This window comes from Streptomyces sp. NPDC045678 (genome assembly GCF_056432085.1).
This window is the reverse complement of the sequence record NZ_JBWKJS010000001.1, coordinates 745565-761836: the sequence shown is the minus strand read 5'-3', so window position 1 is coordinate 761836 and position 16272 is coordinate 745565. Positions and strand designations below refer to the sequence as shown.

At 72.6% G+C, this 16272-nt stretch carries 13 protein-coding genes; 8 read left to right on the top strand and 5 right to left on the bottom strand.

The window, feature by feature from the left end; genetic code table 11:
- Positions 1–85: 85 nt before the first annotated feature.
- On the top strand, positions 86–1246 hold the full coding sequence (locus AC07DO_RS03290; protein ID WP_479056668.1) for a serine hydrolase domain-containing protein: 1161 nt from the start codon (positions 86–88) through the stop codon (positions 1244–1246).
- A 98-nt stretch (positions 1247–1344) separates the two neighbouring features.
- On the opposite strand, the gene AC07DO_RS03285 is transcribed toward AC07DO_RS03290, so the two are convergent.
- Positions 1345–1773, bottom strand: a complete 429-nt coding sequence (locus AC07DO_RS03285) for an organic hydroperoxide resistance protein (protein ID WP_098242314.1) — start codon at positions 1771–1773, stop codon at positions 1345–1347.
- 97 nt (positions 1774–1870) lie between these two features.
- Positions 1871–2905 (bottom strand): NADP-dependent oxidoreductase, encoded by a 1035-nt coding sequence (locus tag AC07DO_RS03280; protein WP_479056665.1) that lies wholly within the window; start codon positions 2903–2905, stop codon positions 1871–1873.
- 110 nt (positions 2906–3015) lie between these two features.
- Here AC07DO_RS03280 and AC07DO_RS03275 point away from each other — a divergent pair, with 110 nt between their 5' ends.
- Entirely contained in the window at positions 3016–3480 is a 465-nt protein-coding gene (locus AC07DO_RS03275) for a MarR family winged helix-turn-helix transcriptional regulator (protein ID WP_479056663.1), read from the top strand.
- Positions 3481–3586: 106 nt separating this feature from the next.
- Here AC07DO_RS03275 and AC07DO_RS03270 read toward each other — a convergent pair whose 3' ends face one another.
- The 3 genes from AC07DO_RS03270 to AC07DO_RS03260 all read right to left on the bottom strand — a co-directional run bounded on the left by AC07DO_RS03270 (position 3587) and on the right by AC07DO_RS03260 (position 5938).
- Positions 3587–4321, bottom strand: coding sequence for an SCO2400 family protein (locus AC07DO_RS03270; protein ID WP_479056661.1), 735 nt, complete (start codon positions 4319–4321; stop codon positions 3587–3589).
- A 102-nt stretch (positions 4322–4423) separates the two neighbouring features.
- Positions 4424–5746: a PucR-like N-terminal domain-containing protein gene (locus tag AC07DO_RS03265; RefSeq protein WP_479057510.1), complete on the bottom strand. Its 1323-nt coding sequence runs from the start codon at positions 5744–5746 to the stop codon at positions 4424–4426.
- A 39-nt stretch (positions 5747–5785) separates the two neighbouring features.
- The gene (locus tag AC07DO_RS03260; protein ID WP_409236129.1) at positions 5786–5938 is read right to left on the bottom strand and encodes a hypothetical protein; all 153 of its coding nucleotides are present in this window, start codon (positions 5936–5938) and stop codon (positions 5786–5788) included.
- Positions 5939–6220: 282 nt separating this feature from the next.
- Between AC07DO_RS03260 and pgfA the strand changes: the two genes are divergently transcribed.
- The 6 genes from pgfA (at position 6221) to AC07DO_RS03230 (ending at position 16258) form a co-directional block, all read left to right on the top strand.
- Entirely contained in the window at positions 6221–7255 is a 1035-nt protein-coding gene (gene pgfA, locus AC07DO_RS03255) for a cell envelope lipid trafficking protein PgfA (RefSeq protein ID WP_479056659.1), read from the top strand.
- A gap of 349 nt (positions 7256–7604) precedes the next feature.
- Positions 7605–8834, top strand: coding sequence for a glycosyltransferase family 4 protein (locus AC07DO_RS03250; RefSeq protein WP_479056657.1), 1230 nt, complete (start codon positions 7605–7607; stop codon positions 8832–8834).
- The gene (locus AC07DO_RS03245) at positions 8831–9550 is read left to right on the top strand and encodes a class I SAM-dependent methyltransferase (RefSeq protein ID WP_479056655.1); all 720 of its coding nucleotides are present in this window, start codon (positions 8831–8833) and stop codon (positions 9548–9550) included. Before AC07DO_RS03250 ends, AC07DO_RS03245 begins: the two co-directional genes overlap by 4 nt.
- Complete coding sequence (locus AC07DO_RS03240) at positions 9547–13980, top strand: alpha-(1->3)-arabinofuranosyltransferase (RefSeq protein WP_479056653.1); 4434 nt, start codon at positions 9547–9549, stop codon at positions 13978–13980. The genes AC07DO_RS03245 and AC07DO_RS03240 overlap by 4 nt, the downstream gene beginning before the upstream one ends.
- Complete coding sequence (locus tag AC07DO_RS03235; protein WP_479056651.1) at positions 13977–15497, top strand: condensation protein; 1521 nt, start codon at positions 13977–13979, stop codon at positions 15495–15497. The genes AC07DO_RS03240 and AC07DO_RS03235 overlap by 4 nt, the downstream gene beginning before the upstream one ends.
- Entirely contained in the window at positions 15494–16258 is a 765-nt protein-coding gene (locus tag AC07DO_RS03230) for a class I SAM-dependent methyltransferase (RefSeq protein WP_479056649.1), read from the top strand. Before AC07DO_RS03235 ends, AC07DO_RS03230 begins: the two co-directional genes overlap by 4 nt.
- Positions 16259–16272 lie beyond the last annotated feature (14 nt).

Here is a 16272-nt window from a genome sequence, read left to right as displayed (position 1 = left end):
GAATGCGCTTCCGGGGCGCGGGGGTTGATCATGTCACCGTCACACCGACGTCGTACCGCCGCCGCGCCCTGGAGGTTCCGCCACCATGACCCGTGAGATCCGAGTGCAGGGAACGGTCGCCGACGGGTACGAGTCGGTGCGCGAGGAGTTCACCGCCGTACTCGCCGACGAGTTGCCCGAGTACGAGGGGCAGCTCGCCGCCCACGTGCGGGGACGCCGGGTCGTCGACCTGTGGGTGGGCCCGGACGTCACCGCCGAGAGCCTCTACGGCGTCTACTCCTCCACCAAGGGCGCCGCCCACCTCGTCGTGGCCCTGCTCGTGCAGGACGGGGTCCTGGACCTGGACCGCGCGGTCGCCGCGTACTGGCCGGAGTTCGCCGCCGGGGGCAAGGGCGCGGTGACCCTGCGGGAGCTGCTCGCGCACCGGGCGGGCGTCGCGGGCGCCGACGCCGGCTTCTCCCCCGAGGAGCTCGCCGACGACCGGGCCGTCGCCGCGCGCCTCGCCGCGCAGCGCCCCTTCTGGCGCCCGGGGAGCGCCTTCGGCTACCACGCCTACGCCGTCGGTGCCCTCGCCGGGGAAGTGGTGTTCCGCGCCACCGGGCGGACCTTGCGGGAGGTGTACGAGGAGCGGGTGCGCGCCCCGTTCGGCCTCGACTTCTTCCTCGGGCTGCCCGAGGAGCACGAGAAGCGGTTCCGTTCCGTGCAGCCGATGGCGCCCACGCCCGAGCAGGCGGCCCTGCTCGACGCGCAGCCGTCCCGGCCGCACACCCTCGGCTCCATCGCCTTCAACCGTCACGCCCCCGAGCCCACCGACCTGGAGTCTGCGCCCAACTCCCGGCTCCTGCGCGCCGGGGGGAACGCGTCGTTCGGCGGGGTGGCGTCGGCGCGGGGCCTCGCCGGGATGTACGCGGCGGCGGTCACCGGTGCCGACGGCCGGGAGCCGCTGCTCACGGCGGACACGGTCGCCGCGTTCGGGCAGGTGCAGTCCGTCGGGCACGATCTGGTCGCGGGTGCCTTCAAGGCGTTCGCGGTCGGTTTCCAGGCGACGTCGGTGGCCGTGTACCCGTTCCTGGGCGCGGGCACGATCGGGCACAGCGGCGCGGGCGGCTCGCAGGCGTTCGCCGATCCGCGCAGCGGGGTCGCCTACGGCTACACGCGGCGTCGGTTCGCCTACCCCGGCGGTCCGGCCGCGGAGAACGAGCGGCTGGTCCGCGCGGTGCACGAGGCGGCGCTCGCGGCGGGCTGAGCCGGGGGGGGCGGGCACGGCTGAGGCCGCCGGGGCGAGGCACGGCTGAGGGCCGCCCCGGGTCGGGGGCGGCCCTCATGTCCGTACGCGTCCGCGGATCAGGCGGCCGAGACCTCGACCTTGATGTTGCCGCGCGTGGCGTTCGAGTACGGGCACACCTGGTGCGCCTTCTCGACCAGCGACTGCGCGGTGGCCGCGTCCACGTTCGGGATGGAGGCGGTGATCGCGACCTCAAGGCCGAAGCCACCGGCCTCGTTCTGGCCGATGCCGACCTTGGCGGTCACGGTCGAGCCGGAGATGTCGGCGTTCTCCTTGCGGGCGACGACGCCGAGGGCACCCTGGAAGCAGGCGCTGTAGCCGGCGGCGAAGAGCTGCTCCGGGTTGGTGCCGGCGCCGCTGCCGCCCATCTCCTTCGGCGGGTTCACGACGACGTCGAGCTTGCCGTCGTCGCTGGCGACACGGCCGTCGCGGCCGTTCTCCGCGGTGGCCACGGCGGTGTACTTGACGTCGATCTTCTGGATGGACATAACTGCTCTTTCCTCCTGAGATGTGACGTGGTGCGCGCCCACAACCACGGTTTGCGGAATTAGGTTATCGGATACCGGAAGTGAGCCGTGGGGCCCTTCAGGCGAGGGAGACGATCATCTTTCCGGTGTTCTCGCCGCGGAGCATGCCGAGGAACGCGTCCACGCCGTTCTCCACGCCCTCGACGACCGTCTCGCGGTACTTGAGCTCGCCGGAGCGGATCCAGCCGCCGACCTCGCGCACGAACTCGGGCTGGAGCGCCGTGTGGTCCTGCACGAGCATGCCCTGCAGGCGCAGGCGCTTGCCGATGACCATGGCGAGGTTGCGCGGGGCGGGGGTCGGCTCGGTGTCGTTGTAGCCCGCGATCATGCCGCAGATGGTGACGCGGCCGTGCACGTTGAGGCGGCTGATGGCGGCCTCGAGGTGCTCACCGCCGACGTTGTCGAAGTAGACGTCGATGCCGTCGGGGGCCACCTCCTTGAGCTGCTCGGCGACGGACTTGTCGTCCTTGTAGTTGAAGGCCGCGTCGAAGCCGTACTCCTCGACCAGGAGCTTCACCTTGTCGTCCGAGCCCGCCGAGCCGACGACGCGCGACGCGCCCTTCAGCTTGGCGATCTGGCCGACCTGGCCGCCGACCGCACCGGCCGCGCCGGAGACGAAGACGGCGTCGCCCTCCTTGAAGGAGGCCACTTCGAGCAGTCCCGCGTACGCGGTCAGGCCCGTCATGCCGAGGACGCCGAGGTAGGCGGAGAGGGGCGCGGCCTCCGGGTCGACCTTCGTGGCGTGCTGGGCGGGCACGGAGGCGTACTCACGCCATCCGGCGAAGTGCAGGACGTGGTCGCCCACGGCGAAGCCCTCGGCGTTGGAGGCGACGACCTCGCCGACCGCGCCACCCTCCATGGGGCGGTCGAGCTGGAACGGCGGCACGTACGACTTCACGTCGTTCATCCGGCCCCGCATGTACGGGTCCACGGAGAAGTGCAGGTTGCGCACGAGGACGCGGCCCTCGGCGGGCGCCTCCACAGGGGCCTCGCGCAGCGCGAAGTCCTCCGGGACCGGCCAGCCGGACGGGCGCCGCACGAGGTGCCATTCGCGGCTGACGGAGGGGAGCTGCTGCTCGGGGGTGACGGTCATGAGGGGCGTCCTCCTACTGCGGGTGAGCGATCAGCAAAATACTTGAGGTTGTAAAACAACCATGCTCCTGAATATTTCATGATGTCAAGTAACCGAGTAACCTGATGGGCATGGCCACCACCAGCGGCGACCGCGCCCCTCGCGACGGCTCCCGCCGCGCCGACCCACTGACGCTCGAAGTCGTCGAGCTCATCGGCACGGTCGTGGCGCGCTACTACGAGGAGTACGAGGAGGCGGCCGCCGGGCACGCACTGACCGGGGCACAGGCCCGCGTCCTCGGGCTGCTCTCCCTCGAACCTATGCCCATGCGCCGCATCGCGCAGAAGCTGAAGTGCAAGCCCTCGAACATCACGGGCATCGTCGACCGCCTGGAGGCGCGCGGGCTCGTCGAGCGGCGCCCCGACCCGGGCGACCGCCGCGTCAAACTGGCGGCGCCCACGGCGGAGGGCGCGGAGATCGCCCGGGCCCTGCGGGAGTCCCTGGACTTCGCCCGCGAGCCGCTGGCGGAACTGTCACGCGAGGAGCGGCTCGCCCTGCGGGGGCTGCTGCGCAGGATGCTGGGCGACGAGATGTGACCTTCTGACGAGATCCGGCCCCTCTGCCGAGATCCGGCCCCTTCTGCCGAAATCTGGCCCTCTGACGCGATCCGGTCTTCTGCCGGGATCCGGTCTTTTACGGCGGTTACGTGCACCACCACAGGAAGCGGTCGCACGTCTCCGTGGGCGTGGGCTCCGGGGGGCGCGTCGGCTTCGGGTCGTCCGCGGGAGGCGGGGGCGTCGGGTCGGGTGTCTCCGGGGTGTTGCCCCGCGGCGGGGGCTCGGTGGAGGTGGGCGCGCCGGGGCCGTCGTCGCCCTCGCCCACCTCGCTCCCCCGGCCTTGCTCGCCCTTGCCGGCGCCGTCGCCGTCGTCCCGCCTCTTCTTGCCCTTCCCGTCCTTGCCGTCCTTGCCGTCCCGCCCCTCGGCGTCCTTCGACTCGTCCGCGCTCGGTCGGGACGACGTGGCCGCCGCTTCCTCGGCCGTCGTGCCGCCGGGAGCGCTCCCGTCCGCGCCCTTCGACTCCGACGGGGCCGGGCCCGTCGCCCCGCGGTCCGGCGCGGAGGCCGCTCGGTCGCCGGAGTCTCCCTCCGTGCCCAGCTCGGCGAGGCTCAGGCCGCCCGCCGCGAGTGCGAGGCCCGCGGTCACGAACAGGATCTTGCGGCGTCTGCGCCGGTGCGCCCTGCGGGTGCGCTCCTTGCGGCGGCCGCGGCCACGGGTGCGCGGGGACGACTCCTCGTACGCGTCGCCGTGGGCGTCTGGCTCCTCCTGCGACGCGGCGACGGACTGCGCGTACTCCCGGCAGGCTTCGGCCGGGGTTCCGCACCCCGGGCAGGCGAGGGCGCCGTTGAGGTGCCTGCGGCACGGGTGGCAGTAGTCCATGAGGCATGGAGGCTAAGTGCCGTGCCAGTAACAGCGGAAGCCGCCGCTGTGAAAGTTGTGTGCGGAATCGAGGAGTCCGGCCCCTTCCGGGCACCGGCCTGCTCACGCCCTTCCCAATTGTCCCCTCAACCTACGGGCCCGCAGCACCAGTTCCAGCTCGAAGCGCCGGTCCGGGTCGTCCACCTCGTCGCCCCAGAGCTCCCTTATCTGCCGGAGGCGGTAGCGGACCGTCTGCGGGTGCACGCCGAGCCGGGCCGCCACTTCGGGGGCGCCGCCGCGGGTCTCCAGCCAGGCGAGGAGGGTCTCGGCGAGGCGGCGGCCGTGGGCGGGGCCGCAGTGCTCCAGAGGGGCCAGGCAGCGGCGGGCCAGGTCCTCGATCAGCTCCTCGGGCTGGAGCAGCACCAGTGCCTCGGTGTGCTCCGTGCAGTGCAGGACCTCGCCGGAGGGCAGCAGTCCGCGTTCCATGAGGCGCACCGCCGCCTCCGCCCAGCGCAGCGACTTCGCGGCGTCGGCGAGGGCCACGGGCGGGCCGATGGCGCCCGACCAGCCGGTCATGGCGCGGCGCAGCAGTTCGGGGCGGCCCGCCGCGTCGGGGTCGGGCACGACCATGCGGGGCTGCTCGGCCTCCATGTCGAGCAGGACGCCCTCTCCGACGGCGGGCGCGACGGCCTCCCGTGCGGGGCGCAGCAGGACGCCGACGGCGACGCGGTCGGGCAGCTGCCAGCCGACGCGGGCGGCGCGCTCGCCGAGGCCGTTGCCGAGGGCCGCGGCGCCGGTGGCCGTGCCCGGGCCGTACGACGTGACGGGCGCGCTGTCGGAGCGCCGGTCGGAGAGCAGCAGTTCCATCAACTTGCGTTGCAGCCGCAGCCGTTCACCGGCTTCGCGGGCCGCCGCTTCCGCGTAGCCGCGCACGGACTGGTCGACGAGGCCGTCCAGGTACTCGAAGCCGGACTCGGCGAGTTCGTACATGGCCGGCGGCGGGATCTCGATCTGCTGGCCGATCTCGGCGAGGCGGCGCCAGGCGAGACGCACGCCCAGCCGGTAGATGGCCTGGAGCGAGTCGAGGCTGCGGCCGTGCAGACCCTCGCCGCGGCCGAACTCCTGGAAGACCTCCAGGTGGTAGCGCGGGCGGCCCTCCTGCGACGCCAGCTGCTGAACGAAGCCCTCCAGGGCGCGACGGATGCCGATCAACGCCATCGGCTCGCCCGAGTCGTCGAGGACGACGGGCAGGCCGGGGTACTCGGCGCGGATCTCGCGCAGGATGTCCTGGGCGAGCGCGGGCACCTCTTCCAGGGCGAGCGCGGCGAACTCCCGTACCTGCCGGGGCGGTACGTCGCGCCACGCGGAGCGGAACGGAGCGCGTCCGTCCGGGGCGCGGGCGGCATCCGGAGAGCGGTCGTCCGGGAAGGCGCCGTCAGCCGTCAGGTCGTCGGATGCCTGGGCATGGGTCGCGGCCACGGTCGCTCACTGCCCCTGAGCCGGAGCCTCGTAGTGCACGAGGGGCGTGTTGGGCTGGTCCGGCGTGGCGTCGAGGAGCGCGACGATGCCGAGGGCCGCGCCCACGGCGAGGAGCGCCCCGGCGGCGACGGTGAGTGAAGCGGCGAGCAGTCGGTGCATGCGAGGGTCAGCCTCTCTGTCGGAGGTCGTCCCCACCCCGGTCGCGCAGTCCCTCGGCCGGTGGCACAGCCCCGGCCACAAAGTCCTGGTCGCACAGCCCGCACCGGCCCCGCCCGGCAAGTCCCCAGTCTCTGCAACGCATTGACACTTCGTCAAGGGTGCGCCTACGGTTCCCGCCCCATACGGCTCGGCAAGAGCCTGTGTCCTGAACCCGGCCGGGTGGTCACCGCGGTTAGGACACCGGTTCTGACACTTCTCCCGCCTTCGCCCAGGAGTGACCCAATGCGCCGCACCGCCTCTCCCCTGTCGCTGATCCTTCTCGGGCTCGGCGCGTTCCTTCTGGTCCTGGCACCGATGCTGGCCTGGTACGTCGAGCCACGCGCGAAACGCACGCCCGTGGATGTCGACATCACGACCGTCTTCAAAGGCAAGGGAAGCTATTTCGACACCGAGAAGATCAAGACGGTGCACGACAAGAACCTCACCGTCACCCGCCAGGTGCGCGGCGACGTGGCCGACAGCGAGGACAGCGGGCGCGCGATCTGGGACGTGTCCACGTCAGTGGATCCGGACAAATCCCTGCCCGCGGCCGACCCGCACGACTCGCTCCAGTGGACGCTGGAGCGCTGGGTCACCGACCGGAAGACGAACGCGCCGGTGCACTGCTGCGGCGAGGAGCCGTACTTCGAGGGCGAGGCGTACCTGAAGTTCCCCTTCGACCTGGAGAAGCGGTCCTACACCTGGTGGGACAACACGTTGGGCGCGACCGTGCCGCTCACGTACCGCGGCACGAAGAAGATCCAGGGGTACGAGGGCTACCGGTTCACGGCGACGGTGGAGCCCACCAGGACGGGCACGCGCCAGGTGCCGGGGCGGATGGTCGGGCAGCCGAGGAAGAGCCAGGTCATCGCCGACGAGTACTACGCCAACCACGGCATCGAGCTCGTCGCGGACCAGCGCACGGGCCGGATCATCTACGCCGCGATCGGTCCCCGCAAGACGCTGCGCGCGCCGGGGTCGAAGAAGGACGCGACGGTGCTGCTCGACAGTGACCGGATCGCGTTCACGCCGGCCACGCAGAAGGCTCAGGTGAAGCTCGCGGACGACGACAGCAGTCGGCTGGAACTGGTCGGCGAGACGCTTCCGCTCGGTGCGGGCGTGCTGGGCGGGGTACTCGCCGTGGCGGGAATCGTGCTCGTCGCGCGAGGGCGTCAGGGCGACGGGGCGAACGGTCCCGGAGGGCGCGGCGACGGAGCGGACCCGGACAGTCCGAATACGGACACGTCACCGACCGCCCTGCACCCCAGCACGATGTGATGAGACGTCAGCTGTTGAAAGCGCAGAAATTGTCACTTCGGTGAGTAGCCGCGCGGTACGGGTCGGCGAAAACTATCCACCCCACCCGCGCACAGCCCCCGCACCACCCCGCACGAAGCACCACCCCGCACCGCACCGCCCGCACAAGCCGGACACGCACCGCCGTGAGCCCCACGCTCCACCGCACGGCCCGCTCCACCCGCTCCGCCCCGCAGAACCCGCAGAACCCGCAGGACCCGCAGGACCCGCAGAACCCAGCAGGACCCGCAGAACCCGCAGAACCCAGCAGGACCGTTCCGCCCGACCGGACCCCCCACAGTTCCGCACCCTGAGACGAGTTGGAGCACGCATGCCCCAGCACGTACCGTCCTCGCTGCGCGCGGCCGCCCCACGCCGCGCGGAGCGCGTTCCGGCGCTTCCCCCACAGCCGCGCCGGATCGTCTTCCTCGCCCACCGCGACCTCGGCAACCCGGCCGCGGGCGGCTCCGAACTCCTCGTCGACCGGCTCGCCGACGGCCTCAGCAAGCAGGGCCACCAGGTCACCTTGCTGTGCGGCGGGCCCGCCGCGTACCGCGACTACCGTGTCGTCTCCGCCGGCGGCGACCTCGGCCACTATGTGCGGGCCCGCACCGCGTTCACCCGGCAGGTCGGCGGCTGCGACCTGCTCGTCGAGGTCTGCAACGGCATGCCGTACCTGGCGCCGCTGTGGCACCGCGGGCCCACCCTGTGCCTCGTCAACCACGTCCACACCGACCTGTGGGGGATGCGCTTCCAGGGCGCGCTCGCCCCCGCGGCCCGGCTCGGCAGGAGACTGGAGCACTGGGCGCTCTCGGGCGCGCAGCGCGGCAATCTCCTCGTCGCCGTCTCGCCGTCGACGGCCACGGCGCTGCGCGGGATCGGCGTCGACCGGGACCGCATCCGCATCGTGCACAACGGCGTGGAGGAGCCGGGGCCGCTGCACGCCCGCTCCGACGAACCGCTGTTCCTGGCGATGGGCCGGCTCGTCGAGTACAAGCGGATCGATCTGCTGCTGCGGCTGTGGGAGCGCGTCAGGCCCGTCACGGGCGGCAGGCTTGTGATCGTGGGTGACGGCCCCGAGCGGCGGCGCCTGGAGCAACTCGCCGGTCCCGAGGTCGAGTTCAGGGGCCATGTCCCGGAGGCGGAGAAGCACCGGCTGCTCTGTGAGGCGTGGATGCTGCTCCATCCGTCGGCCGTGGAGGGCTGGGGGCTCGTCATCACCGAAGCGGCGACCCGTTCGACGCCCTCGATCGGCTTCGACGTGCCGGGCGTACGCGACTCCGTGGAGGACGGCGTGACCGGTCTCCTCGCCCGGGGCGAGAGCTCCTTCGCCGCCGCCTGGTGCACCCTGGCGCTCAGCGCCGAGCGCCGCAGGGCCCTCGGCAAGGCCGCCGGGGAGCGGGCCGTCCAGTTCCGCTGGGACAACACGGTGCGGCAGTTCCAGGCGGTGGCGGCCGAAGCGGTCGCCGCGCACCAGGTGTCCCGAGGACCCGTGCCCCAAGGACCCGTGCCCGAGGGACAGGCGTCCCAGGGGCCCCCGACTCCCCAGAGGTCTGCGTGAAGGACCCTTCGCTGCGCCGCTCCGCCACCCTCTTCCGGGCCTTCCTGCGCGAGCAGCGGGAGCCCGAGCGGTGCTACACGCTCCTCGCCCGTGACGCCGCCGACCAGGTCGAGGCGTACGTACCGGTGAAGGGCCGCGTCGTCGTCGACATCGGCGGCGGTGGCGGCTACTTCACGGAGGAGTTCCGGCGGCGCGGCGCGCAGTCCTTCCTCTTCGAGCCCGACCTCGCCGAGCTGGGGCCCAAGCCGCCCGAGGGCGCGGTCGTCGCCGACGGGTACCTGCTGCCGCTCGCGGACGGCGTCGCCGACGTCACGTTCTCCTCGAACGTCCTGGAGCACGTCGACGACCCGCAGACGTTCCTGAGCGAGATGGTCCGGGTCACGAGGACCGGCGGGCTGATCTACGTCTCGTTCACCAACTGGCTCTCCCCGTGGGGCGGTCACGAGTGGGCGCCCTGGCACTACCTGGGCGCCGAACGGGCCCGGGCCCGCTATGAACGACGTACCGGCAAGGCCGCGAAGCACACGCTCGGCGAGAACCTCTTCGTCCACCACGTCGGAGCGACGCTGCGCCAGGTGCGCGGCCGCGACGACGTGGAGATCGTGTCGGCGCGCTCCCGCTACTGGCCCTTCCTGGCCGGGGCGATCACCAAGGTGCCGGGTGTGCGCGAGTTCGCGACCTGGAATCTCCTCCTCATCCTCAGGCGGTGTCCATGACCACGGTCCAGGCCCCACCCCCGGCGGCCGCGAGACCCACGACCGCTGCCCCTGAACCCTCGCGGGGGCCGCGCTCGCGGCGCTGGCTCGTGGGGTTCTGGGCCGTGGTGTTCGTGTCCTTCCTCGCGGTGAAGCCGGGGCGGATGACGTTCGACACCAAGCTCGGTGTCGCCGTCGACCCCTGGCAGTTCCTCTCCGACCTGGGGCAGCTCTGGCACGACAGGGGCGGCTTCGGCGGCATCCAGGACCAGTACGTCGGCTACGCGTTCCCGATGCTGCCGTTCTACGGCCTGGCCAAGCTCGTGCAGCTGCCGGTCTGGCTTGCGGAGCGGCTCTGGTTCTCGCTGATCGTGGCGGTCGCGTTCTGGGGTGCGCTGCGGCTCGCCGAACGCCTGGGCATCGGCAGCCGCCACAGCAGGCTGCTCGGCGCCGTGGTGTACGCGCTGTGGCCGACGTTCACCGTGGTCATCGGCTCGACGTCGGCGGCGGCGCTGCCCGGCGCGTTCCTGCCGTGGGTGCTGCTGCCGCTGGCCGACGACCGGTTCAGCGCGCGCGTCGCTGCCTGCCGTTCGGCGCTGATCATCCCGTTCATGGGCGGGGTGAACGCGGCGGCGACGCTCGCCTCGCTGCTGCCCGTGGGCCTGTATCTGCTGTCGCGCCCGAACGGCCCGCGCAAGCGGAAGCTGATCACGTGGTGGGTGCCGGGCGTCGTTCTGGCCACCGCCTGGTGGGTCGTACCGCTCCTGATGCTGGGCATCTACGGTGAGAACTTCCTGCCGTTCGTGGAGGACTCGGCGACCACGACTGGCACCATGTCGGCGACCGAGGCGCTGCGCGGCGCCGGCAACTGGGTGGCGTACCTGCACTTCGGCGAGGCCTGGCTGCCCGCGGGGTGGACCGTGGCGACGGCCGTCGTGGCCGTCGTCTGCTCGGCGTTCGCCGCGGCGCTCGGCCTCGCGGGTCTGGCGCGGCGCGACCTGCCGGAGCGGCGCTGGCTCGTCCTGACGGTCCTGTCGGTCGCCCTGGTGACCCTCGCCGGATACGGCGGCGCGTTCGGCGCCCCCTTCCACGGCACGGTCCAGTCGTGGCTCGACGGCGGGCTCGTCCCCTTCCGCAACATCTACAAGTTCCAGACGGGTCTCGCGCTCGCGCTGGTCTTCGGCCTGATGCACCTGGTGGGCGTGGCCGCGCAGACGCGCGGGGCCCGGCCGGTGCGCGGCAGGCGGTACGCGCCGCTGATCGCGGCGGTCCTGGTCCTGCCCGGTCTGGCTCTCCCCTACCTCAACGGTTCGATCCTGCAGCCCGGTTCGTTCCAGAAGCTGCCCACGTACTGGCAGACGACGGCCGACTGGCTGGAGAAGTACTCGCCCGACTCGCGCGCCCTGGTCGTGCCCGCGACCGCGCACGGCATCTACACCTGGGGCTCCCCCATCGACCAGCCCCTCGACGTGCTCGCCGACTCGCGCTGGGCGCAGCGCGACTACGTGCCGTTCGGCGCCCCCGGCAACCGGCGGGCGATGGACGCCGTCGAGCAGGCGCTGATGACCGGCGCCGAAGTGCCGGGCCTGCGCGACTACGTGACGCGGGCCGGTCTGTACTACGTCGTCGTGCGCAACGACCTCGACCCCGACCAGGTCGGCAACGTACCCACCGCGACGGTCAAGCGCACTCTGGAGGAGTCCGGGTTCCGCCGCGTGACGGGCTTCGGCCCGCAGACCACCGGCGGCATCATCCCGGACGACACCCCGATCCAGGTGGAGGGCCTCTACCCGCGCCAGCGCGCGGTCGAGATCTACGCCCCCGCGGAGGGCGCCGAGCGCCCCGGCCAGGCGGGCCTGAAGCCGGTGTCGAACACCGCGGTGGTCAGCGGCGGCCCCGAGTCGCTCCTCCCGCTTTCCGCCGACCCGTCGATGCGCGACCGCCCGGCCGTCCTGACGGGCGACAACCACCCGGGCGTCGGCGCGCCGGCCCTCCAGGCGGTCGGTGACGGCATGCGCCGCGCCGACACCCGTTTCGGCCTGGTCAACTCCAACACGTCGTACACGTACGGACGCGACGAGCGGAACGCGGTCGACGCGTTGCAGAACCCGGACGAGAAGCCGCACCAGATCCTGCCGACCAAGGGAATCGACCACCAGACGACGTCGGAGCTGCGGGGCGCCAGGTCGGTGTCGGCGTCCAGCTACGGCAACTGGCTCTTCCACCTGCCGCAGTACGACCCGGCGAACGCCTTCGACGGCAACCCGGCCACGGCCTGGGCGGAGGGCAACGCCGGGTCGGCGGACGGTGAATGGATCAAGGCCGAGTTCAACTCGAAGGTCGCGGTGCCGTCCTCCTTCCACGTCACCCCGCTGCCGCAGAACGGCACGCGGGCGGCGCCCACCCGGATCGAGGTGGAGACGGAACAGGGCAGCATCACCAGCTCCCTCCAGCCCAACGGGCAGCCCCAGCGCGTCAGGGCACAGTCCGGCGCCACGTCCTTCGTCAAGATCACCATCCTGGACACGCAGGTGGCGAGCCCCGGCCTGACGGGTGCGGGCTTCTCGGAGATCTCCATCCCCGAGGTGCGGATCACGCGTCTCCTCCAGCTCCCGAAGGACGCGGAGAAGTCCACCGACGCGAAGGCCACCACGTACTCCCTGCACCGCACGGCCGACCCGGGCGCCTTCTCGCAGGTGGACACCGAGTCGGGGCTGCACCGCCGCTTCACGACGACGGCGGAGGGCGCGTACGACGTGAAGGCGAGCGCGGTGGCCGTGCCGGGCCGTGAACTCGACGAACTGCTCTACAAGGTGGCGCCCGAACAGGAGCGGCAGATCATCGCGACGGCCGACTCCACCGCGAAGCTCGGCAGCGGTCTCTCGCCGCGCAACCTCACCGACGGCGACCTGACGACGGCGTGGGTGGCGGGCAGCGACGACCGGCCCGTCATCCACCTCAAGTGGCCGGGCAAGCAGCCGGTGGGCGAGATCGTGCTGCCCGCGGCGGGCGGTCTCTCCTCCCGGCCCGTGAAGATCGAGATCAGCTCGCCGGACGGCGCGGCGACCGCGGGCGTCGACGAGAACGGCAACGCTCGCTTCGCGCCGATCACCACCGACGAGATGGACATCACCATCACGGAGACCGCGCCGCTGACGGTCCACAACCCGGTGGCGGACGACGACCTCCAGCTGCCCGTGGGCCTCACCGAGGTGTACGTCCCCGCGCTCGACGAATACCGCACGAAGCAGCCCGATTCCAAGGACAGCTTCTCGCTCCCCTGCGGCCAAGGCCCGACGATGTCGATCGACGGTGAACTGTACGAGACGAGCGCGAAGGGCAAGGTCCGGGACCTCACCGACCGGCGCCCCGTCGACATCACGCTGTGCCAGGAGGGCGAGAAGTCCCCGGCGGTCCGTCTCGGCGCGGGAGCACACAGCCTGGAGACGGGCGACGCGGGCCCTCTCGCGGTCAGGGACGCGTCCCTGACCACGGGCACGCCATCAGCACTCGACACCACCGCCCGCGAGCTGAAGGTCAAGGACTGGCTGGGCGACCGCCGCGAGGTGACGGTCGGCTCGGGCGCGGCCTCGTACCTCACGACGTACGAGAACGTGAACGACGGATGGAAGGCGACCCTCGACGGCAAGGAGCTGACCTCGGTCCGGCTCGACGGCTGGCAGCAGGGCTGGCTGGTGCCGAACGGCGAGGGCGGCACGGTCAAGCTGACCTACGAGCCGTCGCAGCTCTACGAGATCGGCCTGATCCTCGCCGGTGTCGGTGTCCTCGCCCTGCTGGCGCTGGCCCTGGTGCGGCGACGCGACCCCAACCCCGACACCCCGTCCACGCCGCCGCCCGCCCCGGGCATCGTCCTCGGCACGGTGGCGCTCACGCTGGTGGCAGCGGTGATCGCGGGCCCGTTCGCACTGCTGGTCCCCGCGCTCGCCCTGCTGACCCGCCGGCGCCACGCGCTGCTGGTGCCGATCGCGTTCCTCGCCATGGCGGGAGCGGGCATAACGGCGGCGACGGGCGCGAGCGAACCGATCGCGTCCGACGAGGGGGCATTCGGCCACACGGCACAACTCCTGGCCCTCATAGCCCTGTTCGCGGCGCTGGTGTCCGTACGCGAGAAGTCCCCCCGCACCACGGCCGCACCGCAGCACACCCCAGACACACCCCCGCCATACACACCCACACCCCCGCCGTACACACCCACACCTCCACCCCCACCCGCTCCTGGGCAGGACCCCGACCCGTCAACACCCCCGCTGCCCCGCCGCAATCGCGCCGGGGACGGCACGGACGGCGCACCGCAGGCGGCCGCAGGCCCGACCGTCTCGGCCCGCGCCCCGGCCAAGGCCCAGCCGGAGCCCACCCCGCCGGGCCACAGGGCGGCGCGCTTCCCCCGCCGCAGGCGTCCGTCCACGACAGGAGAAGGCACTCAGCGATGACCGCACTGGAACACCCGGCACGGCGCGCGGAAGGCCCCGGGCGGCCCCCCGCGCGCGTGCCGTTCCCCGTGGTGGACGAGGTCTCACGGCACTGCCTCCAGGAGGAGGAGCCGGAGACCGTGCACATCGAGGTGCACCTGCCGGGCACCCCGGACCCGGACCGCCTCCGGGCCGCCTTCACCGAGGCACTCCGCCGCCACCCGCGCATCCTGATGCGGGAGGCGCGGGGCCCCTGGTACCGCCGCCGCTACGAATGGGAACTCACCCCGGACCCGGATCTGGAGGTGGTGACGTTCCCGCCCCCGGAACCGGACGCGCTGAAGCGGGCCCGCGAACGCGCCCTCGCCGAGGCACCACCACTGACCTCCTCGCCCCCGATCCGCCTGGAGGTGGTGGCGGCCCCGACCCCACCGGCGGAGAGCCGCGAAGCACACGCGAGGGGACGCACCGGTGTGTCCGCCCGGAGCACAGAGGCGCAGGCTTCCGGGGCGGAGGAGCCGACAGAGCCGCAGGGACGGCGAGGACGGACATACCGTGGCGGCCCCGCCCCGGAACCGACCGAGCACACCCCCACGGACCCCGGCTCCGTCCTCTTCCTCACCATCAACCACACGGCCCTGGACGGCCCCGCGTGCCTCCGCGTCCTGGCGACGGCCGCCGAACTGTACGGCGGCAAGGACAACGCCCCGGCAGCACCCCCGTCCCGCGCCCCCGCCGCACAACAACCGACGGAGCAGCAGCCCCCGGCCGACGCCCCCTCGGGCTGGTCGCCCCCCGCCCGGGTGGCGAAGGGAAGGCCCGACCCCTCGCCCGGCAACGGCATGCTCATCGCGGAGCTGCCCGTGCCACGGCGCCCCAAAGGCTCCCCGTTCACCGTGAACGACCAGCTCATGGTCGCCACCGCGCTGATGATCGCGCACTGGAACAGGGAACACGGCGCCCGACCGCGCCCGTTCCGCATCACGATGCCCGTGGACGACCGCCCCCGGGACGCCACGATGCCGATAGGCAACGGCACCCGACTCGTAGAAGTCCCCTTCACCGCAACAGAGTTGACGACCAGGGACTGGACACCGGAAGTCACCCGCGACCTCCTCCGCCGCACCTCCGAACGCACCCGCGCCCTCAAGGCCCTCTCCCGCCCCCAACTGGGCCACGGCGCCACGCTCCTGACCGCACCCGTCCTGCCCGTCACCCTCCGCGCCGCCGTCACCCGCGGCCTGCGCAGGGCCGCCGCCCCCTGGACATCGACGACACTCCTGAGCAACATCGGCCGCGTCCCCTACGCCCTGGACTTCGGCGACGCGGGCCGCGCGCACGCCGTCTGGTTCTCCGCGCCCGCCCGGCTGCCGCGCGGCCTCACCGTGACCACCGCGTCCACGGCGGGCCGGCTGCACCTCGCGCTGCGCTGGTCGAAGAGCCTGCTCAGCCACGGCGACGGTGCCCACCTACGCGATCTGTTCGAGCACTACCTCCACGCGACGGAACACACAGAACTCCACGGGGGGTCAACGTGACCACCACAAGGACCGCCACCGCCACCGCCGCCACCACCACCCGACGTCCCAAGGGACTCCGGGACTTCTACGAGAACCCGGCGGTCCCCGTCGCGTCCGGCGACGCCCGCAGTATCCGCCAGGCCCGCATCCTCGCCGCCGCGCTCGGCCCCGCCACCACCCGTACCGCCACGGTCCTGGACATCGGCTGCGGCGACGGCACGGCGGCGGCGACCGCGGCGCCGCTCCTCGCCGGGCACCGCGTCGTCGGCGTGGACTGGTCGCAGGACGCCCTGAGGCGCGCGCACGCCCGGCTCCCGTACGTCGTGCGCGGCGAACTCTCCGACGGCGGACTGCCGTTCGCCGCCGGAGCGGCCGACGCCGTGCTGTTCAGCGAGGTCGTCGAGCACCTCGTCGACCCGGACGGCGCCCTGGACGAGCTGAGGAGGGTACTGCGGCCGGGCGGCCACCTGATGCTCTCCACCCCGAACCTCGCCGCCTGGTACAACCGCGGCCTGCTCCTCGCCGGCGTACAGCCCGTCTTCTCCGAGGTGAGCCTGCGCGGCATCCACGGCAGGCCGGGCAAGGAGGTCGTGGGACATCTGCGGCTGTACACGGCGCGCGCCCTGCGCGAGTTCGTCGCCGCGTCCGGCTTCGAGGTCGTACGCCTGTCGGGAGCGCCGTTCCACGGCGTACCGCGCCCGCTGCGCGCCCTCGACCGGCTGGCCTGCGCCGTGCCGAGCGCCGCGTCGATCCTCCTGCTGCACGCCCGAAAGGCCTGACCATGTGGTGGGGC